This window comes from Microbacterium sp. M28, assembly GCF_025836995.1.
Lineage (GTDB): Bacteria > Actinomycetota > Actinomycetes > Actinomycetales > Microbacteriaceae > Microbacterium.
In genome coordinates, this window is sequence record NZ_CP107546.1 from 452,007 (window position 1) to 468,147 (window position 16,141).

The 16,141-nt window shown below is 69.3% G+C and carries 16 protein-coding genes; 11 read left to right on the plus strand and 5 right to left on the minus strand.

All coding sequences use genetic code 11. The annotated features are described in order from the left end of the window. Window position 1 precedes the first annotated feature (1 nt). The 3 genes from OED01_RS02145 to OED01_RS02155 are packed head-to-tail and all read right to left on the minus strand — an operon-like array spanning window position 2 to window position 3,191. On the minus strand, window positions 2–1,525 hold the full coding sequence (locus tag OED01_RS02145) for an extracellular solute-binding protein (protein WP_264156769.1): 1,524 nt from the start codon (window positions 1,523–1,525) through the stop codon (window positions 2–4). Continuing rightward, window positions 1,522–2,211 carry a YesL family protein gene (locus OED01_RS02150; protein WP_264156770.1) on the minus strand — a complete coding sequence of 230 codons (690 nt, stop codon included), beginning with the start codon at window positions 2,209–2,211 and terminating at the stop codon, window positions 1,522–1,524. The genes OED01_RS02145 and OED01_RS02150 overlap by 4 nt, the downstream gene beginning before the upstream one ends. Then, window positions 2,211–3,191 (minus strand): ABC transporter permease, encoded by a 981-nt coding sequence (locus OED01_RS02155; RefSeq protein ID WP_264156771.1) that lies wholly within the window; start codon window positions 3,189–3,191, stop codon window positions 2,211–2,213. Before OED01_RS02155 ends, OED01_RS02150 begins: the two co-directional genes overlap by 1 nt. Before the next feature lie 274 nt (window positions 3,192–3,465). Here OED01_RS02155 and OED01_RS02160 point away from each other — a divergent pair, with 274 nt between their 5' ends. From OED01_RS02160 to OED01_RS02180, 5 genes are all read left to right on the plus strand, one after another. Further along, window positions 3,466–4,206 carry a copper homeostasis protein CutC gene (locus OED01_RS02160; protein ID WP_264156772.1) on the plus strand — a complete coding sequence of 247 codons (741 nt, stop codon included), beginning with the start codon at window positions 3,466–3,468 and terminating at the stop codon, window positions 4,204–4,206. Window positions 4,207–4,258: 52 nt separating this feature from the next. Further along, window positions 4,259–5,137: a lysophospholipase gene (locus OED01_RS02165; protein WP_264156773.1), complete on the plus strand. Its 879-nt coding sequence runs from the start codon at window positions 4,259–4,261 to the stop codon at window positions 5,135–5,137. 67 nt (window positions 5,138–5,204) lie between these two features. Continuing rightward, window positions 5,205–5,480 (plus strand): hypothetical protein, encoded by a 276-nt coding sequence (locus tag OED01_RS02170; RefSeq protein WP_264156774.1) that lies wholly within the window; start codon window positions 5,205–5,207, stop codon window positions 5,478–5,480. Window positions 5,481–5,521: 41 nt separating this feature from the next. Beyond that, window positions 5,522–6,571 carry a lipoate--protein ligase family protein gene (locus OED01_RS02175; protein ID WP_264156775.1) on the plus strand — a complete coding sequence of 350 codons (1,050 nt, stop codon included), beginning with the start codon at window positions 5,522–5,524 and terminating at the stop codon, window positions 6,569–6,571. Further along, a complete protein-coding gene (locus OED01_RS02180; protein WP_264156776.1) occupies window positions 6,550–7,554 on the plus strand; it encodes a DNA-methyltransferase in 1,005 nt (334 codons plus the stop codon). Before OED01_RS02175 ends, OED01_RS02180 begins: the two co-directional genes overlap by 22 nt. Here OED01_RS02180 and aztA read toward each other — a convergent pair. After that, entirely contained in the window at window positions 7,535–8,215 is a 681-nt protein-coding gene (aztA, locus tag OED01_RS02185) for a zinc ABC transporter ATP-binding protein AztA (RefSeq protein ID WP_264156777.1), read from the minus strand. The genes OED01_RS02180 and aztA overlap by 20 nt on opposite strands. Before the next feature lie 54 nt (window positions 8,216–8,269). Here aztA and aztB point away from each other — a divergent pair, with 54 nt between their 5' ends. The 4 genes from aztB to aztD are packed head-to-tail and all read left to right on the plus strand — an operon-like array spanning window position 8,270 to window position 12,472. Beyond that, window positions 8,270–9,124 (plus strand): zinc ABC transporter permease AztB, encoded by an 855-nt coding sequence (aztB, locus tag OED01_RS02190; RefSeq protein WP_264156778.1) that lies wholly within the window; start codon window positions 8,270–8,272, stop codon window positions 9,122–9,124. Next, the gene (locus OED01_RS02195) at window positions 9,121–10,323 is read left to right on the plus strand and encodes a hypothetical protein (RefSeq protein WP_264156779.1); all 1,203 of its coding nucleotides are present in this window, start codon (window positions 9,121–9,123) and stop codon (window positions 10,321–10,323) included. Before aztB ends, OED01_RS02195 begins: the two co-directional genes overlap by 4 nt. Beyond that, window positions 10,320–11,228: a metal ABC transporter substrate-binding protein gene (locus OED01_RS02200; RefSeq protein WP_264156780.1), complete on the plus strand. Its 909-nt coding sequence runs from the start codon at window positions 10,320–10,322 to the stop codon at window positions 11,226–11,228. Before OED01_RS02195 ends, OED01_RS02200 begins: the two co-directional genes overlap by 4 nt. A 53-nt stretch (window positions 11,229–11,281) precedes the next feature. Continuing rightward, window positions 11,282–12,472, plus strand: coding sequence for a zinc metallochaperone AztD (gene aztD / locus OED01_RS02205; RefSeq protein WP_264156781.1), 1,191 nt, complete (start codon window positions 11,282–11,284; stop codon window positions 12,470–12,472). A 13-nt stretch (window positions 12,473–12,485) separates the two neighbouring features. Here the strand turns inward: aztD and OED01_RS02210 are convergent, their stop codons facing one another. Next, entirely contained in the window at window positions 12,486–13,970 is a 1,485-nt protein-coding gene (locus OED01_RS02210; RefSeq protein ID WP_264156782.1) for a carboxylesterase/lipase family protein, read from the minus strand. 86 nt (window positions 13,971–14,056) lie between these two features. Here OED01_RS02210 and OED01_RS02215 point away from each other — a divergent pair, with 86 nt between their 5' ends. Together OED01_RS02215 and OED01_RS02220 are read left to right on the plus strand one after the other, a co-directional pair. Continuing rightward, window positions 14,057–15,202: an ROK family transcriptional regulator gene (locus OED01_RS02215; protein WP_264156783.1), complete on the plus strand. Its 1,146-nt coding sequence runs from the start codon at window positions 14,057–14,059 to the stop codon at window positions 15,200–15,202. Further along, the gene (locus OED01_RS02220; protein ID WP_264156784.1) at window positions 15,202–16,128 is read left to right on the plus strand and encodes a ChbG/HpnK family deacetylase; all 927 of its coding nucleotides are present in this window, start codon (window positions 15,202–15,204) and stop codon (window positions 16,126–16,128) included. The genes OED01_RS02215 and OED01_RS02220 overlap by 1 nt, the downstream gene beginning before the upstream one ends. Window positions 16,129–16,141 lie beyond the last annotated feature (13 nt).

A 16,141-nucleotide genomic window follows, 5' to 3' on the forward strand; every position in this document is an offset into this window, starting at 1 on the left:
CTCAGTTGTTCTCCGCGTACGAAGCGCTGAGCTCTTCGATGATCGTGCTGAGGCCCTGGCCTTCGAGTTTCTCGATGGCGTCCTCGTAGCCGGCCATGTCGAGCTGTCCGACCATGTACTTGTTGTACGCGTCGTTCGCAGCCTGCTGGATCGTCGACCAGCTCTGGTCGAATGCGTCCGACGACAGCGGCAGCGAGGGGTCGATGACGGCGAACTCGGCGTTCTCGGCCATCTTCTCGTTGGCCTCGTCGACGTACGGCTGGGTGCTCTTGAACGTCTTCACGATGTCGGACGGGCGCGAGGAGTTGTACGGCTGCACTTCCTGCTCCCACTTGGGCTGATCGATGATCGTCACCACGTCGTCGCTGTCGATCGTGTAGTGCTCGTCCTCGATGCCGTTGGTCATCAGGGAGAACGCCTCCTCATCGAGCAGCTTGTCGATGAACGCGAGGATGCCCTTGAGCTCGGCCTCGTCCTTGACCTCGCTGGTCGACATGGCCAGCCAGCCGCCGAAGCCACCATTGGTGTCGGACAGGGTGCGCCGCTCGACGTCGTCGTACGTCATGTCGTTGATCAGCGCCCACTTCATGGGAGTGTTCGGGTCGGCGCTGAGCGCGAGGTTCATGTAGTTCTTCGCCTCGAACAGACCGGTCACGACGATGCCGCCCTTGCCCTGGGCGATGGCGTCCTGCTGATTCGACTTCTGCATCGTGACGAACTCGCCGTTGATCGCGCCCTGCTCGTAGAGGCCGCGGTACCACTCCATGGCCTCCTTGAATTCGTCGGTCTGGAACGTCGGAATGACTTCGTCGTCCTCGACGACGAAGTTGTTGCCTGCGCCGAAGTGGCCGGCCAGCATCTTGAAGCCGAGTTTGAAGCTCTCCAGGCGGTCGATGAACCCGGTCGTGTCGTCCTGGCCGTTGCCGTCCGGGTCGTCCTTGGCGAACGCGATCGCGACCTCGCTGAGCTCTTCGATCGTGTGCGGCGCCTCGAGGCCGAGGTTGTCGAGCCAGTCCTGACGCACCAGGATGCCGTAGCGGGCGATCGGCTTCTGCACGGGTACGCCGTACAGCTTGCCGTCCACGCGAGCGGAGGCGATCGTCTTCTCGTCGATCTTGGACAGGTTCGGGTAGTCCTTGAGGTACGGCTCCACATCCCAGAACTGCCCGGACTTCAGCGCCTGGCGCACCGAGGTGTTCGTGATGTTGGACAGGGATGTGATGTCGGCGAGCGTGTCCGACGCCAGGGCCGCGTTGATCTTCTCGTCCTTGGAGGCATCCGGCACCCACTGGAAGTCGACTTCCGTGCCGGTGTACTCCGCGAGCGCGGTCGCGACAGGGCCATCCGCTTCCGGCGTGGTGGGCGTGTGCAGCATCGCCATCCAGGTGATGCTCTCCGGGACGGTGACTTCACCGCTGCCTTCGTTGCTGTTCGCGGGTTCACCGGATGCTCCGCACGCGGTCAGCGCGAGCGATGCGATGGCGACGGAAGCGACGGCGATTCCGAGCCTGCTGTGGTTCCTCATTCGGTTGTTCCTCTCGCAAGGTGGAGACGGGGCTGCGCGGTCGCGCGAGCCCTGGGGGGTGAGGTCTGAGCGGCGGCGGCGTCGGCATCCGCGGTGAGCTGTCGGAACACGATGCGCGTGACGAAGCCGACGGCGGCCGCCGGGATGCCGATGCCGAACAGCACCAGCAGGGGGAGGGCGAACGACGTCAGCAGCCACGCCGTGACGCCGACCGCGGTGGCCGCGACGATCGTCCAGTGCAGGGAGCCGACGCCGAGCATGAGGGCGGCGGCGATCTGACGGGGGATGCCTCGGACGTCGGTCGCGGCCATCACCGGGAAGACATAGGCGGCGATGATCACGATGACGACCAGGGCCACGACGTTGCCGAACTGCAGCAGCCAGGTGGACGCGGCGAAGATGTTGGTGATGACGATGGCGGCCGCGGCCGTGAGGATCCAGCCCATCGCCGCCGAACGCCAGTAGTGGGTGCGCAGATGCCCGATGAAGGCGCGTGTCACCGGCGGCGTCTCGCCGAACCGGAACCACCGGTCGATGTAGGCCGCGACGGCGTACGAGGCCGGGCCGATGCCGAACACGACCAGACCGAGCGCGGTCGTCGCGATCCACAGCAGGTTCAGGTAGGCGATCCGGTACACGCCGCGCAGGAACGTGTTGATGCGCACGAAGCCCTCGAACGAGAACATCAGAACACGCCTTCCTCGCCGAACTTCTTCGCGAGCCGGTTGGCCATGATCACGAGGACGAGCCCGACCAGGCCCTTGAAGAGGCCGACGGCTGTGGCGTAGCTGAGCTGTCCGTTCTGGATGCCTGCCGTGTAGACGTAGGTGTCGAAGATCTCGCCGACCTCGCGGTTGAGCGAGTTCAGCATGAGGAACATGTGCTCGAATCCGAGCTCGAGGAAGTCGCCGATCGACAGGATGAACATGACGATGATGGTGGGGCGGATCGCCGGCAGCGTGATGTGCCAGGTCTGCCGCCAGCGGCCTGCGCCGTCGATCTCAGCCGCTTCGTACAGCTGCAGGTCGACCGCCGTCATGGCGGCGAGGTAGATGATCGTCCCCCAGCCGGCGCTCTTCCAGATCTCCTGGATCGTGTAGAGCGGTCGCAGCCAGTTCGGGTCCGTCAGGAACGGGACCTCATCGAAGCCCCACGAGACGAGGAGGTTGTTGATGCCGCCGCCGTCGGTGGTGAGCAGCACGTAGAACAGCGAGACGACGATGACCCACGACATGAAGTGCGGCAGGTAGATGACAGTCTGGATGCTGCGCTGGAACACCCGCGTGCGCACCTCGTTCAGCAGCAGAGCGAGGATGATCGGCACGGGGAAGGCGAACACGAGCAGCAGCACCGAGATGATCACCGTGTTGGTGAGCAGCATCATGAACGTGTCTTCGGTGAAGAACCGGATGAAGTGCTCGAATCCGACCCAGGGGCTGCCCCCGATGCCGCGGAACGGCGAGTAGTCCTGGAACGCGATGACCAGGCCGCCCATCGGCACGTACTTGAAGACGATGAAGTACACGATGCCCGGCAGTGCCATGAGGTACAGCGCCTTGTGGCGCCACACCTCCTGCCACCACGGGCGGGTGCGCAGCGGAGGCAGCGCGTCGCGCGCTTCCGGCGCGTCGGGCTGCGTGCTCTGAGCGGCTTCCAGCACGGTCATGCCGGCGTCCGCATCGCTGCGAGATCGGTCACCATCGGGGGCCTCTTCCTGCGCTCGTCATCGAGTTCCGGGTTCTGGTCACCAGAGAGAAAACGCTTCTTCGGTAACCGGTTTCCCGAGATTAGCACGGGAGGCGGGCGACGACAACCGTTCCTTTCGGACGTCCCCGTTTCGTGCTCTACAACGTTATATAGAACGAACGCGAGCCGCGCGGTCGCGCCCGCAGCGCGGGAGATGCCGCGGGGTGCGCATGCCGAGGCGACGGCACGCGAGAATGGATGCCGTGACCCTCGCTCTCGAACTCGCCGTCCAGGATGCCGCCGGAGTGCGCATCGCCCGAGAGGTCGGTGCCGCGCGCGTCGAGCTCACCCAGGGACTTCCGCTCGGCGGACTGACGCCGTCCCCTGCCGCGCTGGAGCTGGCACGGGAGCAGGCGGGTGCGGATGGTCCCGAGATCCACGTCCTGGTGCGTCCGAGGGCCGGCGGGTTCCACTACGACGCGGATGAGCTCGCGGTCATCGAGCGCGACGTGCGTCTCGCGATCTCCGCCGGCGCGCACGGCGTCGTGGTCGGCTGCCTCGACGCCGCAGGCGCACTGGATCGGCAGGCGATGGCGCGCCTGGTGGATGCCGCGGCAGGTGCGCCGGTGACGCTGCATCGCGCGATCGACGTGACGCCCGATCCTGTCGCCACCCTGCACGCGGCACGCGAGCTCGGCGTCACGCGGATCCTCACCTCCGGCGGGGCGTCGGCGGCGATCGACGGCGTCGACGTCCTGCGTCGCCTGGTCGACGAGGCGGACCGCGGCATCCAGATCATGGCCGGCAGCGGCGTGGATGCGGCATCCGTCGTCGAGATCGCCGCGACCGGCATCGACGCCGTGCATTTCTCGGCCAAGCGCACGGTGACGGAATCGGGGGGCGTCCGGATGGGCTCTGCGTCCGACGGCGTCGGCGGATACGAGGTCACCGACCGCGACGCCGCGTTCGCCGTGCGGTCGGCGCTCGGACTCTGACGTCCGCGACACGAGCACGACACCGACCGATCGCGTCCGTAGACTCTCTGCCATGGCCGACCCCCGCAACGCCGCGTTCCGCACTGCCGAGTTCACGGATGCTCACGGCATCGCGATCGTCTACGACGTCCATCCGGCCGAGGGGGAGCAGCGCGGTGTCGTGCAGCTTCTGCACGGCGTCGGCGAGCACGCCGGGCGGTACGGGGAGCTGATCTCCGCTTTGAACCGCGCCGGTTTCGTGGTCTACGCCGACGATCATCGGGGGCACGGTCGCACCGGCATGCGCCAGCACGGGGATGCAGCGAAGCTCGGCCGACTGGGCAAGGGCGGTCTGCACGCGGCGAGGAACGCGATCTGGCAGCTCACCGGCATCATCCGCGACGAGAACCCCGACCTGCCGCTCGTGCTGTTCGGGCATTCGTGGGGATCGTTCCTCGCCCAGATGCTCGTGAACGATCATCCGGAGGCGTGGGACGCCGTCGTGCTTTCCGGTTCGGCGCTGCGCACACCGCTGATGCTGAACGCCGCGCCGCTCAACGCGCGCTGGGAGGGTGAGAACGCCACCGGCTACGAATGGCTCAGCCGGGACGCCGCGGTGTGGGAAGAGTTCGATGCGGACCCGCTCACGACCAACGTGCCGTTGCTGAAGCTGTTCGGCCCGGTCGAGGCGCTCAAACTGTACGGCAGACCCAAGAAGCACCTCGGTCGCGACATTCCGATGCTCTTGATGGTCGGACGCGACGACGCGGTCGGCGGACCTCGGAGCGTGCACCGACTGGCGGACGAGTACCGCGAGAGGTCAGGGCTCACCGACGTCACGACGCTCGTCTACCCCGACGCGCGCCACGAGATCTTCAACGAGCTGCAGCAGGGCGCGGTGCGAGCCGACCTGCTGGCCTGGCTCGACAAGCACATCCCCTCTCGAGGCTGAGAGCTGCGCCCGTGACTCAGATCGGCCCTGTCCGCGACGATCGCCGGTTCGCCGAGGCTCGCGCGTGATGACAGACGCGAACCCGTATCCCGGCGCATGCGACATCTGCGTCGGCTACTGGCGCACCTACGCCGACGACGCGCGGGCGGTGACGATCGGCGAGAGCGACGAGTTCATGGCCGAGGTTCGCCGGTGCCGCTTTTGCGGCACTTACTGGGAGGTCGGGGCGTTCAGTCATCCGAAGGTGCTCACGCGCGAGGAGGCTTTCCGCGAACTCCCGAACCTCGATGAGCTCGAACGCGCCCGCGGCATCGACTTCCCGGATTCGCCGTCCGGCGGGTGACGAGGAGGTCGCTTCCTCGCCGCCCGGCGTAGGCTGAGACCGTGCATGGTGAGTACAAGGTCCCGGGTGGAAAGCTCGTCGTCGTCGACCTCGAGGTCAAGGACGGGCGGATCGACGGATTCCGGCTCGCCGGCGACTTCTTCCTCGAGCCCGACACCGCTCTCGACGACATCAATGCGGCCGTCAACGGCCTGATGGCGGAATCGGATGCGACGGCGATCGCCGCCGCGGTCCGCGGTGCGCTGCCGGACGGTGCCCAGCTGCTCGGCTTCACTCCTGAAGCGGTCGGAACCGCCGTCCGCCGCGCGCTCGTGACGGCCCCTGGCTGGCAGGACTTCGACTGGGCGATCGTGCACGAGAAGGCCGTGTCCCCTCGGATGAACCTGGCTCTCGACGAGGTGCTCACCTCCCGCGTGGGCGAGGGCCGCCGTCGCCCCACCCTGCGCATCTGGGAGTGGAACGAATCCGCCGTCGTGATCGGCTCGTTCCAGTCGTACCGCAACGAGGTCGACCCGGAGGGTGCCGCCCGCCACGGATTCGACGTTGTCCGCCGCATCTCCGGTGGAGGGGCGATGCTCATGGCGGCGGGTCAGATCATCACGTACTCGCTCTACGTCCCGGCATCCCTCGTCCAGGGCCTGACGTTCGCCGACTCGTACGCGTTCCTCGACGACTGGGTGCTGCAGGCGCTGCGGTCGCTCGGCATCGACGCGACCTACCAGCCGCTCAACGACATCGCCTCGCCCACCGGCAAGATCGGCGGGGCCGCACAGAAGCGCCTCGCCAACGGCGGCGTGCTGCACCATGCGACCCTGTCGTACGACATCGACGGTCAGATGATGACCGAGGTGCTGCGCATCGGCCGCGAGAAGCTCAGTGACAAGGGCACGACGTCGGCGGCCAAGCGCGTGGATCCGCTGCGCAGCCAGACCGGGCTCTCCCGCTCCGAGATCATCGAACGCTTCAAGGACACCTTCCGCTCGCTCACCAAGGCCGAGGACGGTGCGATCACGGCCGACGAGTACGCGGATGCCGAGGCCCTCGTCGAGTCGAAGTTCGCCACCGAGGCATGGCTGCACCGCGTTCCGTGATCCCCGCACCCGCCTCCGACGATCAGCTCGAGTTTCCCGAACACCCCGGGACGCGCAGCCTCTCGGCCGACGCTGCTCCACGGCATCCGGATGAGGTGGGGAGCGTGTCGGTCGTCCACGGAGACAGCCTCGACGTGGCGAGGACGCTGCCGACGGCGTCCTTCGCCCTGGTCTATCTCGACCCGCCCTTCAACACCGGTCGAGCCCAGGAGCGGCAGGTCGTGACGTCTCGGCGGTTCACCGAGCAGCCGGTGCTCGACATCGAGCAACCGGACGAGGACGAGGCCGCCGAGAAGGAGATCAGGCACGGCTTCCACGGCCACGCCTACGAGCGGGTCCGTGGGATGCTGCGCACCTACGACGATCGTTTCGACGACTACGGCGCGTTCCTCATGCCACGGCTCGAGGAGGCCTGGCGGCTGCTCGCCGAGGACGGCACGCTGTACCTGCACCTCGACTATCGCGAAGCGCACTACGCCAAGGTCATGATGGATGCCGTGTTCGGCCGCGAGTGCTTCCTCAACGAACTCATCTGGGCGTACGACTACGGCGGGAAGTCGCGCAAGCGCTGGCCGACCAAGCACGACACGATCCTGGTGTACGTGAAGGATCCTGGGTCGTACTACTTCGATTCGGATGCCGTCGATCGCGAGCCATACATGGCGCCCGGACTCGTGACGCCCGAGAAGGCGGCGCGGGGCAAGCTGCCCACCGATGTATGGTGGCACACGATCGTGCCGACCACCGGGCGGGAGAAGACCGGCTATCCGACCCAGAAGCCGGAGGGGATCCTCCGGCGGATCGTGCAGGCGTCCAGTCGACCGGGCGACCGCGTGCTCGACCTCTTCGCAGGCAGCGGCACGACCGGTGCCGTCGCGGCAGCGCTCGGACGCGATGCCGTGCTCGTCGACGACAACCCCGAAGCGATCCAGGTGATGCGCGCCCGGATGCCGTCCGCCGAGATCACCGCGTTCGCTCGCTGAGCAGTTCGACGACCCGACCGTCCTCAAGAGCGAGCCGATCGTCGATCCGGTGGAACTCCCCAGGGTCGTGCGTCACCGCGATCACGGCCGCGCCGGTCGCGACGAGGTGATCGACCGCATCGGCGATGACCGTCCGCGAGTGCGCGTCCAGCGCCGCCATCGGCTCGTCCAGCAGGACGAGGTCGGCACGCTGCACGAGCGCCTGCGCGAGCAGCGCACGCTGACGCTGGCCGCCGGACAGCGTGCCGATCCGTCGCCGCGACAGCCCGGTGAGCCCGACCTTCGCGATCGCAGCCGTCACCGCGGCGCGATCGGCCTTGCGCGCCGGCCGCCAGAAGCCCAATCGGGCCCAGGTCCCCATCGCGACGAGGTCGAACACGGTCAACGGCAGGTGCGCCGGCAACGGCGTCGACTGCGGCACGAGAGCCGTTCGCGTCCCAGGACGGACCTCGACCGTTCCGCTCTGCGGTGTGAGGAGTCCGGCAGCCACGCTCAGCAGCGTCGACTTGCCCGATCCGTTGGGTCCGGAGACGACCAGTAGCCGCCCGGCGTGCGCGTCCACGTCGATTCCCCGTAACGCCGGATGCCCGTCATGACCGACGGCGACGTCGCGCACGGACAGCACGAGGGTAGTGGGCAGGAGCACGGGAACGGACGACATCCCTTCATTATTGCAAATGAAAATCGTTCTCAATAAGTGCTACAGTCGCTCCTCGTGACCCTTCTCGACCCTTTCGCCATCGCTTTCGTGCAGCGCGCCCTGCTCGCGGGCGTCCTCGTCGCTCTGATCTGCGGCGTCGTCGGCACATGGGTCGTGCTGCGCGGCATGGCATTCCTCGGCGAAGCCATGGCGCACGGCATGCTCCCCGGCATCGCGGTGGCGACCCTGATCGGCATCCCCGGCATTCTCGGCGCCGCCGTCAGCGCCGCCGGCATGTCCGTCGGCATCGGCCTCCTGCAGCGCCGGGGGCGGCTGTCGGCCGACACGAGCATCGGGTTGCTGTTCGTCGCCAGCCTCGCGCTCGGGGTCATCATCATCTCTGCTTCGCGAAGCTTCGCCACCGACGCGACGGCCATCCTGTTCGGCGACATCCTCGCCGCATCGGGGCAGGACGTCGCGACCCTGGCGTCGGTCGCGGTCATCACCCTGGTCGTCGCCATGCTCGGACACCGGGCCTTCGTCGCTCTCACGGTCGACCCGCGCCAGGCGCAGCTGCTGGGGTTGCGCCCGAAGCTCGCCCACGTCCTGCTGGTCGCCCTCATCACGCTCGCCGTCGTCGCCGCGTATCAGGCGGTGGGATCGCTGCTCGTCGTGGGAATGCTGCTGGGCCCCGCTGTCGCGGCCGGCCCGTGGACGGCCCGCATCCCCACGACGATGGCACTCGCCGCCGCGATCGGTGCCGTGGCCGTCGCCGTCGGTCTCCTCGTCTCCTGGTACGCCGGCACCGCGGCGGGCGCGACGATCGCTTTCGTCTCCATCCTCGCCGCGGCCGTCTCCGCCGCTCTTCGCCGGCTCGTCCGCCTCATCACCGTCGGGCACCGCCACGCCGTCTCGGAAAGGACCTCATGAGAACCCGTATCGCCGCCGCATCCGGCATCCTCCTGCTCGCGCTCTCGGGATGCACAGCTCCTGCCGCGCCGGAACCGACGTCCTCGACAGCCGCTGAGGGTGACGGGCACGGTCAGATCGAGGGGGCCCACGAACTGGCGGAGCCGGCCCTGCACCTCACGACGATCGACGCCGAGGGCACTGTGCGTCACCTCGACCTCCTCGACGAGGAGACATCCGTGCTGGCCGAGATCGACCCGGTGGACGAGGTCGTCACCGACGGGCGGTACCTGTTCGGCATCCGCGACGGGTCGGTCACGGTCATCGACAGTGGCGTGTGGACGTGGAGCCACATCGATCACTTCCACTATTACGAGGCTCCGGCCAAGGAACTCGGCGAGATCTCCGGACAGGGCACGCCGACCGTCGTCACCGGCGAGGTCGGCATCGGGGTGCACTTCGACGACGAAGCCGTGCTCCTGGACGCCCCCGCACTCGCCGAAGGACACCTCGAGGAGTCGTTCCGGATCCCCGCAGACGGCCCGGGACTCGTCGTGCCGATGGCCACCGGAGCGGTCATGACCGCACGGGATGCCGATGGCGGCGCGACGGGTGCGCTGCGCGTGGTCGCGGCGGACGGCACTCGCGGCGACAGCATCCCGTGCGGGAGCGCCGCGGGGACCATCACGACCGTGGTCGGAGTGGTCATCGGATGCGCGGACGGCGCAGTGCTGTTCGCGAGCGGCGACCCCGCCGCCGTCGAGCGCATCGCCTACCCGGACGGTGCGACGCCGGCGGCCACGGCGTTCGCGGCGCGCGAAGGGCGACCGCGCGTGGCCGCGGTCGCCGGGAGCACGGGTGTCTGGGTGCTCGACACCCGGGCGCGGTCGTGGACCCTCCAGGATGTCGGCGAGCCGATCGTCCGCGCGGTCGCGATCGACGACGCCGACGGCCGCGTGCTCGCGCTCACCGCCGACGGCGCCGTGCTCGTCCTCGCCGGCGGAGAAGTCGTCGCACGCACGGAGTCGCTGGTGGCGGCATCCCTCGCCGACTCCGAAGCCGCCGATGCCGTCCGATTCGTCGTCGACCAGAACCGGGCGTACCTCAACGGTCCGCTCGAGCAGACGATGTGGGAGATCGACGCCGCCGACGGCGCGCGCATCGCCAGGACGTTCGACACGGCATTCGCGCCACTGCACCTCGCGGGAACGGGACGATGAGCGCGTTGCGCCGTGTCGCCGTCGTCGTCGCTGCTGCCGGTGTGCTCGCCGGCGTGACCGGCTGCGGTGCGGCGGCGTCCGACCGACCGACCGTGTACGTCACCACCAACATCCTCGGCGACGTCGTCACCGAGATCGCGGGCGACCGGCTCGACGTCGTGACCCTCATGGCGCCGGGCGCCGACCCGCACTCCTTCGAGTTGTCCGCCCAGCAGGCCGCCGGGATGCGGGCGGCCGACCTCGTCGTGGCGAACGGCCTCGGACTCGAGGAAGGCCTCATCCAGCATGTGGACGCTGCGGCCGACGAGGGGGTCGAAGTCGTGGTCGCCGGCGATCATGTCGACGTGCTGGAGTACGCCGACGGCGCAGGACCGGACCCCCACTTCTGGACGGATCCGGCCCAGATGATCCTCGTCGTGGACGCCCTCGCGCCGGAACTCGCCGAGCTCGCCGGTGACGGCGCCGACGAGGTGCGCTCCGCCGCGGATGTCTACCGCGCCGAGCTCTCCGACCTCGATGACGATATGGCGACCGCGCTCGCGGCGGTCCCCACCGAACATCGCGCGCTCGTCACCAACCACCACGTGTTCGGCTACCTGGCGCACCGCTACGACGTCACGCTGCTCGGCGCGGCGATCCCCGGAGGGACGACCCTCGCGGCCCCCAGCGCCGCGGACCTCCAGGAGCTGGTCGACGCGATCGACCAGGTGGGCGTGCGAACGATCTTCGCCGAGTCGTCGTCACCGGATCGGCTCGTGCAGGTGCTGGCGGAGGAGGCCGACCGGGATGTCGCCGTCGTCGAACTCATCACCGAGTCGCTGGCCGCACCAGGAGAGCCCGGCGACACGTATCTGGACATGATGCGCGTCAACACGACGCGCATCACCGAGGGCTTGAGCCCCTGACCCACGCCCGTGAGGGCACCCACACGCCCGAGAGGGCGACGAAAGGAAACAGAATGACACAGCGCAAGCGAACCGTGCGCCTCGCCGCCGGTGCGGCCGGTGCGGCACTTCTCCTGGCGGGATGCACGGCCCAGCCGGCATCCGATACCCCGGCCGACCAGCCGACCAGCACCAGCGCCGCCGACACCGGGCCGCGCATCGCGGTCGCGTACGAGGGCGGGGTCCTCGTCGTCGACGGCGAGACCCTCGAGGTGATCGACGATTTCGCATCGGAGGAGTTCGTCCGGGTGAACCCGGCCGGCGACGACCGTCACGTGTTCGTGACGACGTCCGAAGGATTCCAGCTGCTCGACACGCGCGAGCCGGAGCTGACCGACCTCGTCGTCGAGGCGGGCGCCGCCGGTCACGTGGTCCGTCACGGCGGGAAGACCGTGCTCTACGACGACGCCACCAGCGACACGACCGTCTTCGACACCGCAGCGCTCGCCGAGGTCGACGGCGCGCTGCCGGATGCCGAGGTGATCGAGGGCGTCGAGGCCCACCACGGCGTCTCCGTGGTGCTGGAGGACGGGACCTTCGTCACGACCGTCGGCGACGCGAGCGGTCGCTCCGGCATCCGCGCTGTCGACGCCGAGGGCGCGGAGATCGCCGTGAGCGCCGAGTGCCCCAACGTGCACGGCGAGGGCACGGCACAGGACGAGGCCGTCGTGTTCGGCTGCGAGAACGGCGCGCTCGTCTTCCACGACGGAGCCATCACCAAGCTCTCGTCGCCGGACGAGTTCGGCCGTATCGGCAACGCGTACGTCTCCGAGAACAGCCCGCTGGTCGTGATGGACTACAAGGACGACCCGGATGCGGAGGGCTACCTGCTGACGAACCTCGCGCTCGTGGACACCGAGGCGAAGACGCTGGAGAAGGTCGCCCTGCCCGAGGGCATCAGCTACACCTGGCGCGGAGTCACCCGCACCGAGGACGGCGACGCCGTCATGATCGGCTCGGACGGACGCCTGCACGTCATCGATCCGGCGACCGGTGAGATCACGGCATCCCACGACGCCATCGAAGCCTGGGAGAGCCCGACCGAGTGGCAGCAGCCGCACCCCGCGATCGCCACGACCGGCGACGTCGTCTACGTGACGGACTCCGCGAACCGCACGATCGTCGCCCTCGACCCGCACACGGGCGAGGAGATCGCGTCGGGTGAGCTGCCCGAGGTGCCGAACGAGATCGCCGTCGTCGGCTGATGCCGGCGAGGTCTCAGACCAGGGCGAGGGCGTTGTCGTAGGCCGACGTCGTGATCTGCAGGCCGTCGCCGCCGAACACCCGCGCCGTCCCCGGCTCGGTCCGCCACGCGGGCCAGCCGGGGGCGCCGTCGCCGACGAACGCGACCGCCGCCGCGTGCATGTCGTCCGCGAGCGACTGCGGCGGGTGAGGACCGGCGAGGTCAGCGACGCGTTCGCGGTCCAGGCCGTCGAACCAGAATGGGACGTCCAGGCAGTGGCACGCCCAACCCTTGGTCGGGGACACCCAGCTGAACGCGTACACCCAGGTCTCGGCATCCGCGTTCCTGCGTGCCTCGGCGACGCGGACCACCAGACTGCGGAACACGTGATCCGTGACGAACCGGCCCACCATCGCGGCCGAGCCCTTGGCGCGCTGGGGGCGGTTCGCCGCCAGGTATGCGCGCCGCACCGCCCGGTCGCGCAACGCGGGCCGCAGCAGCGCGAACGACGGCACCACGCGCAGCGCGCGAGGTGCACGATCGGCGATCATCGTGAACTCGTCGTCCGTGGCGCCGAGCAGAAGCGGTTTGTCGGAGCCGATTCCGTCCCGCAGGGCGTCGACGGTCGGGCGGGGGATGAGCTCCCCGTCGATGACCGGTCCCCATGGCAGACCGTCCTCGATGAGGCCGGAGAGCAGGCCGAGCCCCTTCCGCCCGCCGACCGCCTTGGACTGATTCTTGAGGATCCGCGACTCCGACACGGAGCGGAAGCCCTCGAGCGTCGGCGCGATCTCGAGGACGCCGGCCAGCCGTTCGCCCCTGGCGCGCGCGACGTCCGCCGGGATGTCGGCGAGCGCGGCGGACACGGCCAGCGCGCCATGGAACAGGTGCTGCGCCGACGGCATGCTCAGCAGCGTCAGCACGGCGCCTCCGCCGGCGGACTGGCCGGCGATCGTCACCCGTTCCGGGTCACCGCCGAACGCCGCGATGTTCGCGCGCACCCACTCGAGTCCGGCGATCCAGTCCCGCACGCCACGGTTGTCCGGGGCGCCGTCGATGTGCCCGAATCCGTCGAAGCCCAACCGGTACGACAGCGAGACCGTGACGACGCCGTCGCGGTTGAAGCGGCTGCCGTCGTACCAGGGGCTCGCCGGGGAGCCTTCCGTGTAGCCGCCGCCGTGGATCCACACGAGTACGGGCAGGGCGTCGTCGTCCTCGACCGTCGGGGTGAACACGTTCACGTTGAGCGTCGCGTCCCCCACCACCGGCGGCTCGGGGATCAGCGTTCCGCCCGGATCACGGCGCAGGGCCGTCGCTCCGTAGGCGGTCGCGTCGCGCACCTCGCTCCACGGCTCCGGCGGTACTGGGGCCGCGAAGCGTCGGGGCCCCGTCGGCGGCTGAGCGAACGGGATGCCCAGGAACGCCGCCGAAGCGGTGGGCGCACCGGCATCCCGCCAGAAACCGCGGACCGGACCGGATGCCGTGTGCACGACGGGCGCGTCGGTACTGGATCGCGTCATGGAGTCAGAGTATCCGTAGGACACGATGTGTCGAGAAGTGCGACACTGGTGACCACGCCGATCCCGACGAAGCATGAGGTGGCCACGTGACACGACCTCCCGCCGGTGCGCAGACCCTGCTGCGAAGCCTGAACGCACGAGCGATCCTGGAGGCCCTGGCCCGACGCGGCCCCCTCACCCGTGCCGAGCTGATGGGGGAGACCGGGCTCTCGCGCACCGCCGTCACACAGGTCCTGCGGATGCTCGAGAACGCCGGCGCCGTGGCATCCGCTGGAGTGGACAAGGTCACGCGCGGCCCGGCAGCAGGGCGGGTCGCCTTGCACCCAGGGCTCGGGTGCGCCGTCGCGGTGCACATCGACCACCGCTCGGCCAACGCGGCGACCCTGGATCCGACCGGTCGCGTTCTCGCGGAGCGCCGCAGCTCCTTCGACCCGTCCGGCGACCTGACCGAGCGGGTCGACACCCTCACAGAACTGCTGACCGCGGTGCTTATGCCGTCGGCGGGCCCGTTGCGACTCGCGGTCGTCGGAGTGCCGGGCATCGTCAGCAGGGACGGCGGCATCCGCGACGACCAGGGCCCGGACGGCGGCGCGTTCCGATCCGCGCTGCAGGCCAGGCTGGGGTGCGAGGTCCGTCTCGAGAACGACGTCAATCTCGCCGCGATGGCCGAACTGTCCGGTACGGTGGCGACCGGTCTCGACAGCTTCGCCCTGCTCTCCGTCGACGACGGCCTCGGCGCGGGCATCGTGATCGACGGCACCCTGCAGCGCGGTGCCGGTGGCATCGCCGGCGAGGTCATGTACCTGCCGCAGCCCTCGCTGCCGGTCGGCGCCCCCGTGCTGAACGAGGTCGTCGTCGCCGATCTCGCGGCGACGAACGGCCGCGACCCGAACCTCCCGCTGCGGAGCCATCTCGACGCGGCGCTCGAGGGTGAGGCATCCGCGATCGAGATGACTGCCGAGCTCGCCAGGCGCGTGGTGCTCGTCGCCGGAAGCATCACGCTCGTGATCGATCCTGCGGCGTACATCCTGGCGGGCGATGCCGCGCATCCGGTCTTCTCCGAAGCCATCCGCCAGGCAGCCGACGAGGTCGAGCACCTTCTGCCGCTGACCTTCCTGGTGTCGTCGTTCGGACGCGAGGCGACGCTGACCGGCGCCGTCGGCGAGGCGACGGCGGGGCTGCGCGAGATGCTCCTCACCGGCATCCTCACCGGTTCGGATCGGACGCGGTGATGACGACGGCTTCGGATCTCACCGCCCGCCTCGGGATGCCGGACGGCGCACGGGCGATCATCCTCAACGCCGACGACTTCGGCATGTGCCACGCGGCCAACACCGCGATCATGGACCTGCTCGATTCGGGTCGCCTCGACTCGACGACGATCATGATGCCGTGCGCGTGGGCGCCGGAGGCGCTCGCCTTCGCGACGCGGCGCACGGATCTCGACATCGGGGTGCATCTCGTCCTCACGAGCGAATGGAGCGACTATCGGTGGCGGCCGCTGACCGGCAGCGCGAGCTCGCTCGTCGATGCGTCGGGTCACTTCCCGGCGGAGGCGCGTGCGGTCGAAGAGCACGCGGATGCCGCAGACGTCGCAGCCGAGCTCGCCGCGCAGCTGCAGGCCGCGTCGGATGCCGGCGTGGACGTGACCCACCTCGACAACCACATGGGTTCGGTCTACGGGCTGGAGACCGGCCGGGACTTCCTCGGCGAGGTGTTCGCGCTGGCCGCGCGGCACGGGCTCCCGTTCCGACTGCCGCGGGTGGCCGACGGGCCGGAGCTGGACCCCGCGCTGCAGCCCCTGCTGGACCGCGCCGCCGCCGCGGCGGATGCCCTCGGCATCCTGCTGCCGGACCGCACGTGGACGCATCCCTTCGCTCTGGCGCAGGAGGGGACGCCGCACGAGGAGACCTACGAGCGGGTGCGCGACGGGTTCGTCGCACTGCTGCGGGCGGTCCCCGCCGGCGTCACGGAGATCTTCCTGCATCCGATGGTCGACGACCAGGAACTGCGCTCGGTCGTCGACTTCAGCGCGGCCAAGCGCGGATACGAGCGCAGACTGCTCACTGACCCGATCATCGCCGCTACGATCGCCGAGGAAGGCCTCGTGCGCGTCGGCTGGCGCGCGCTGAGGGACCTGCAACGCGGACCGCGCTGAGGAGGGGGTACCG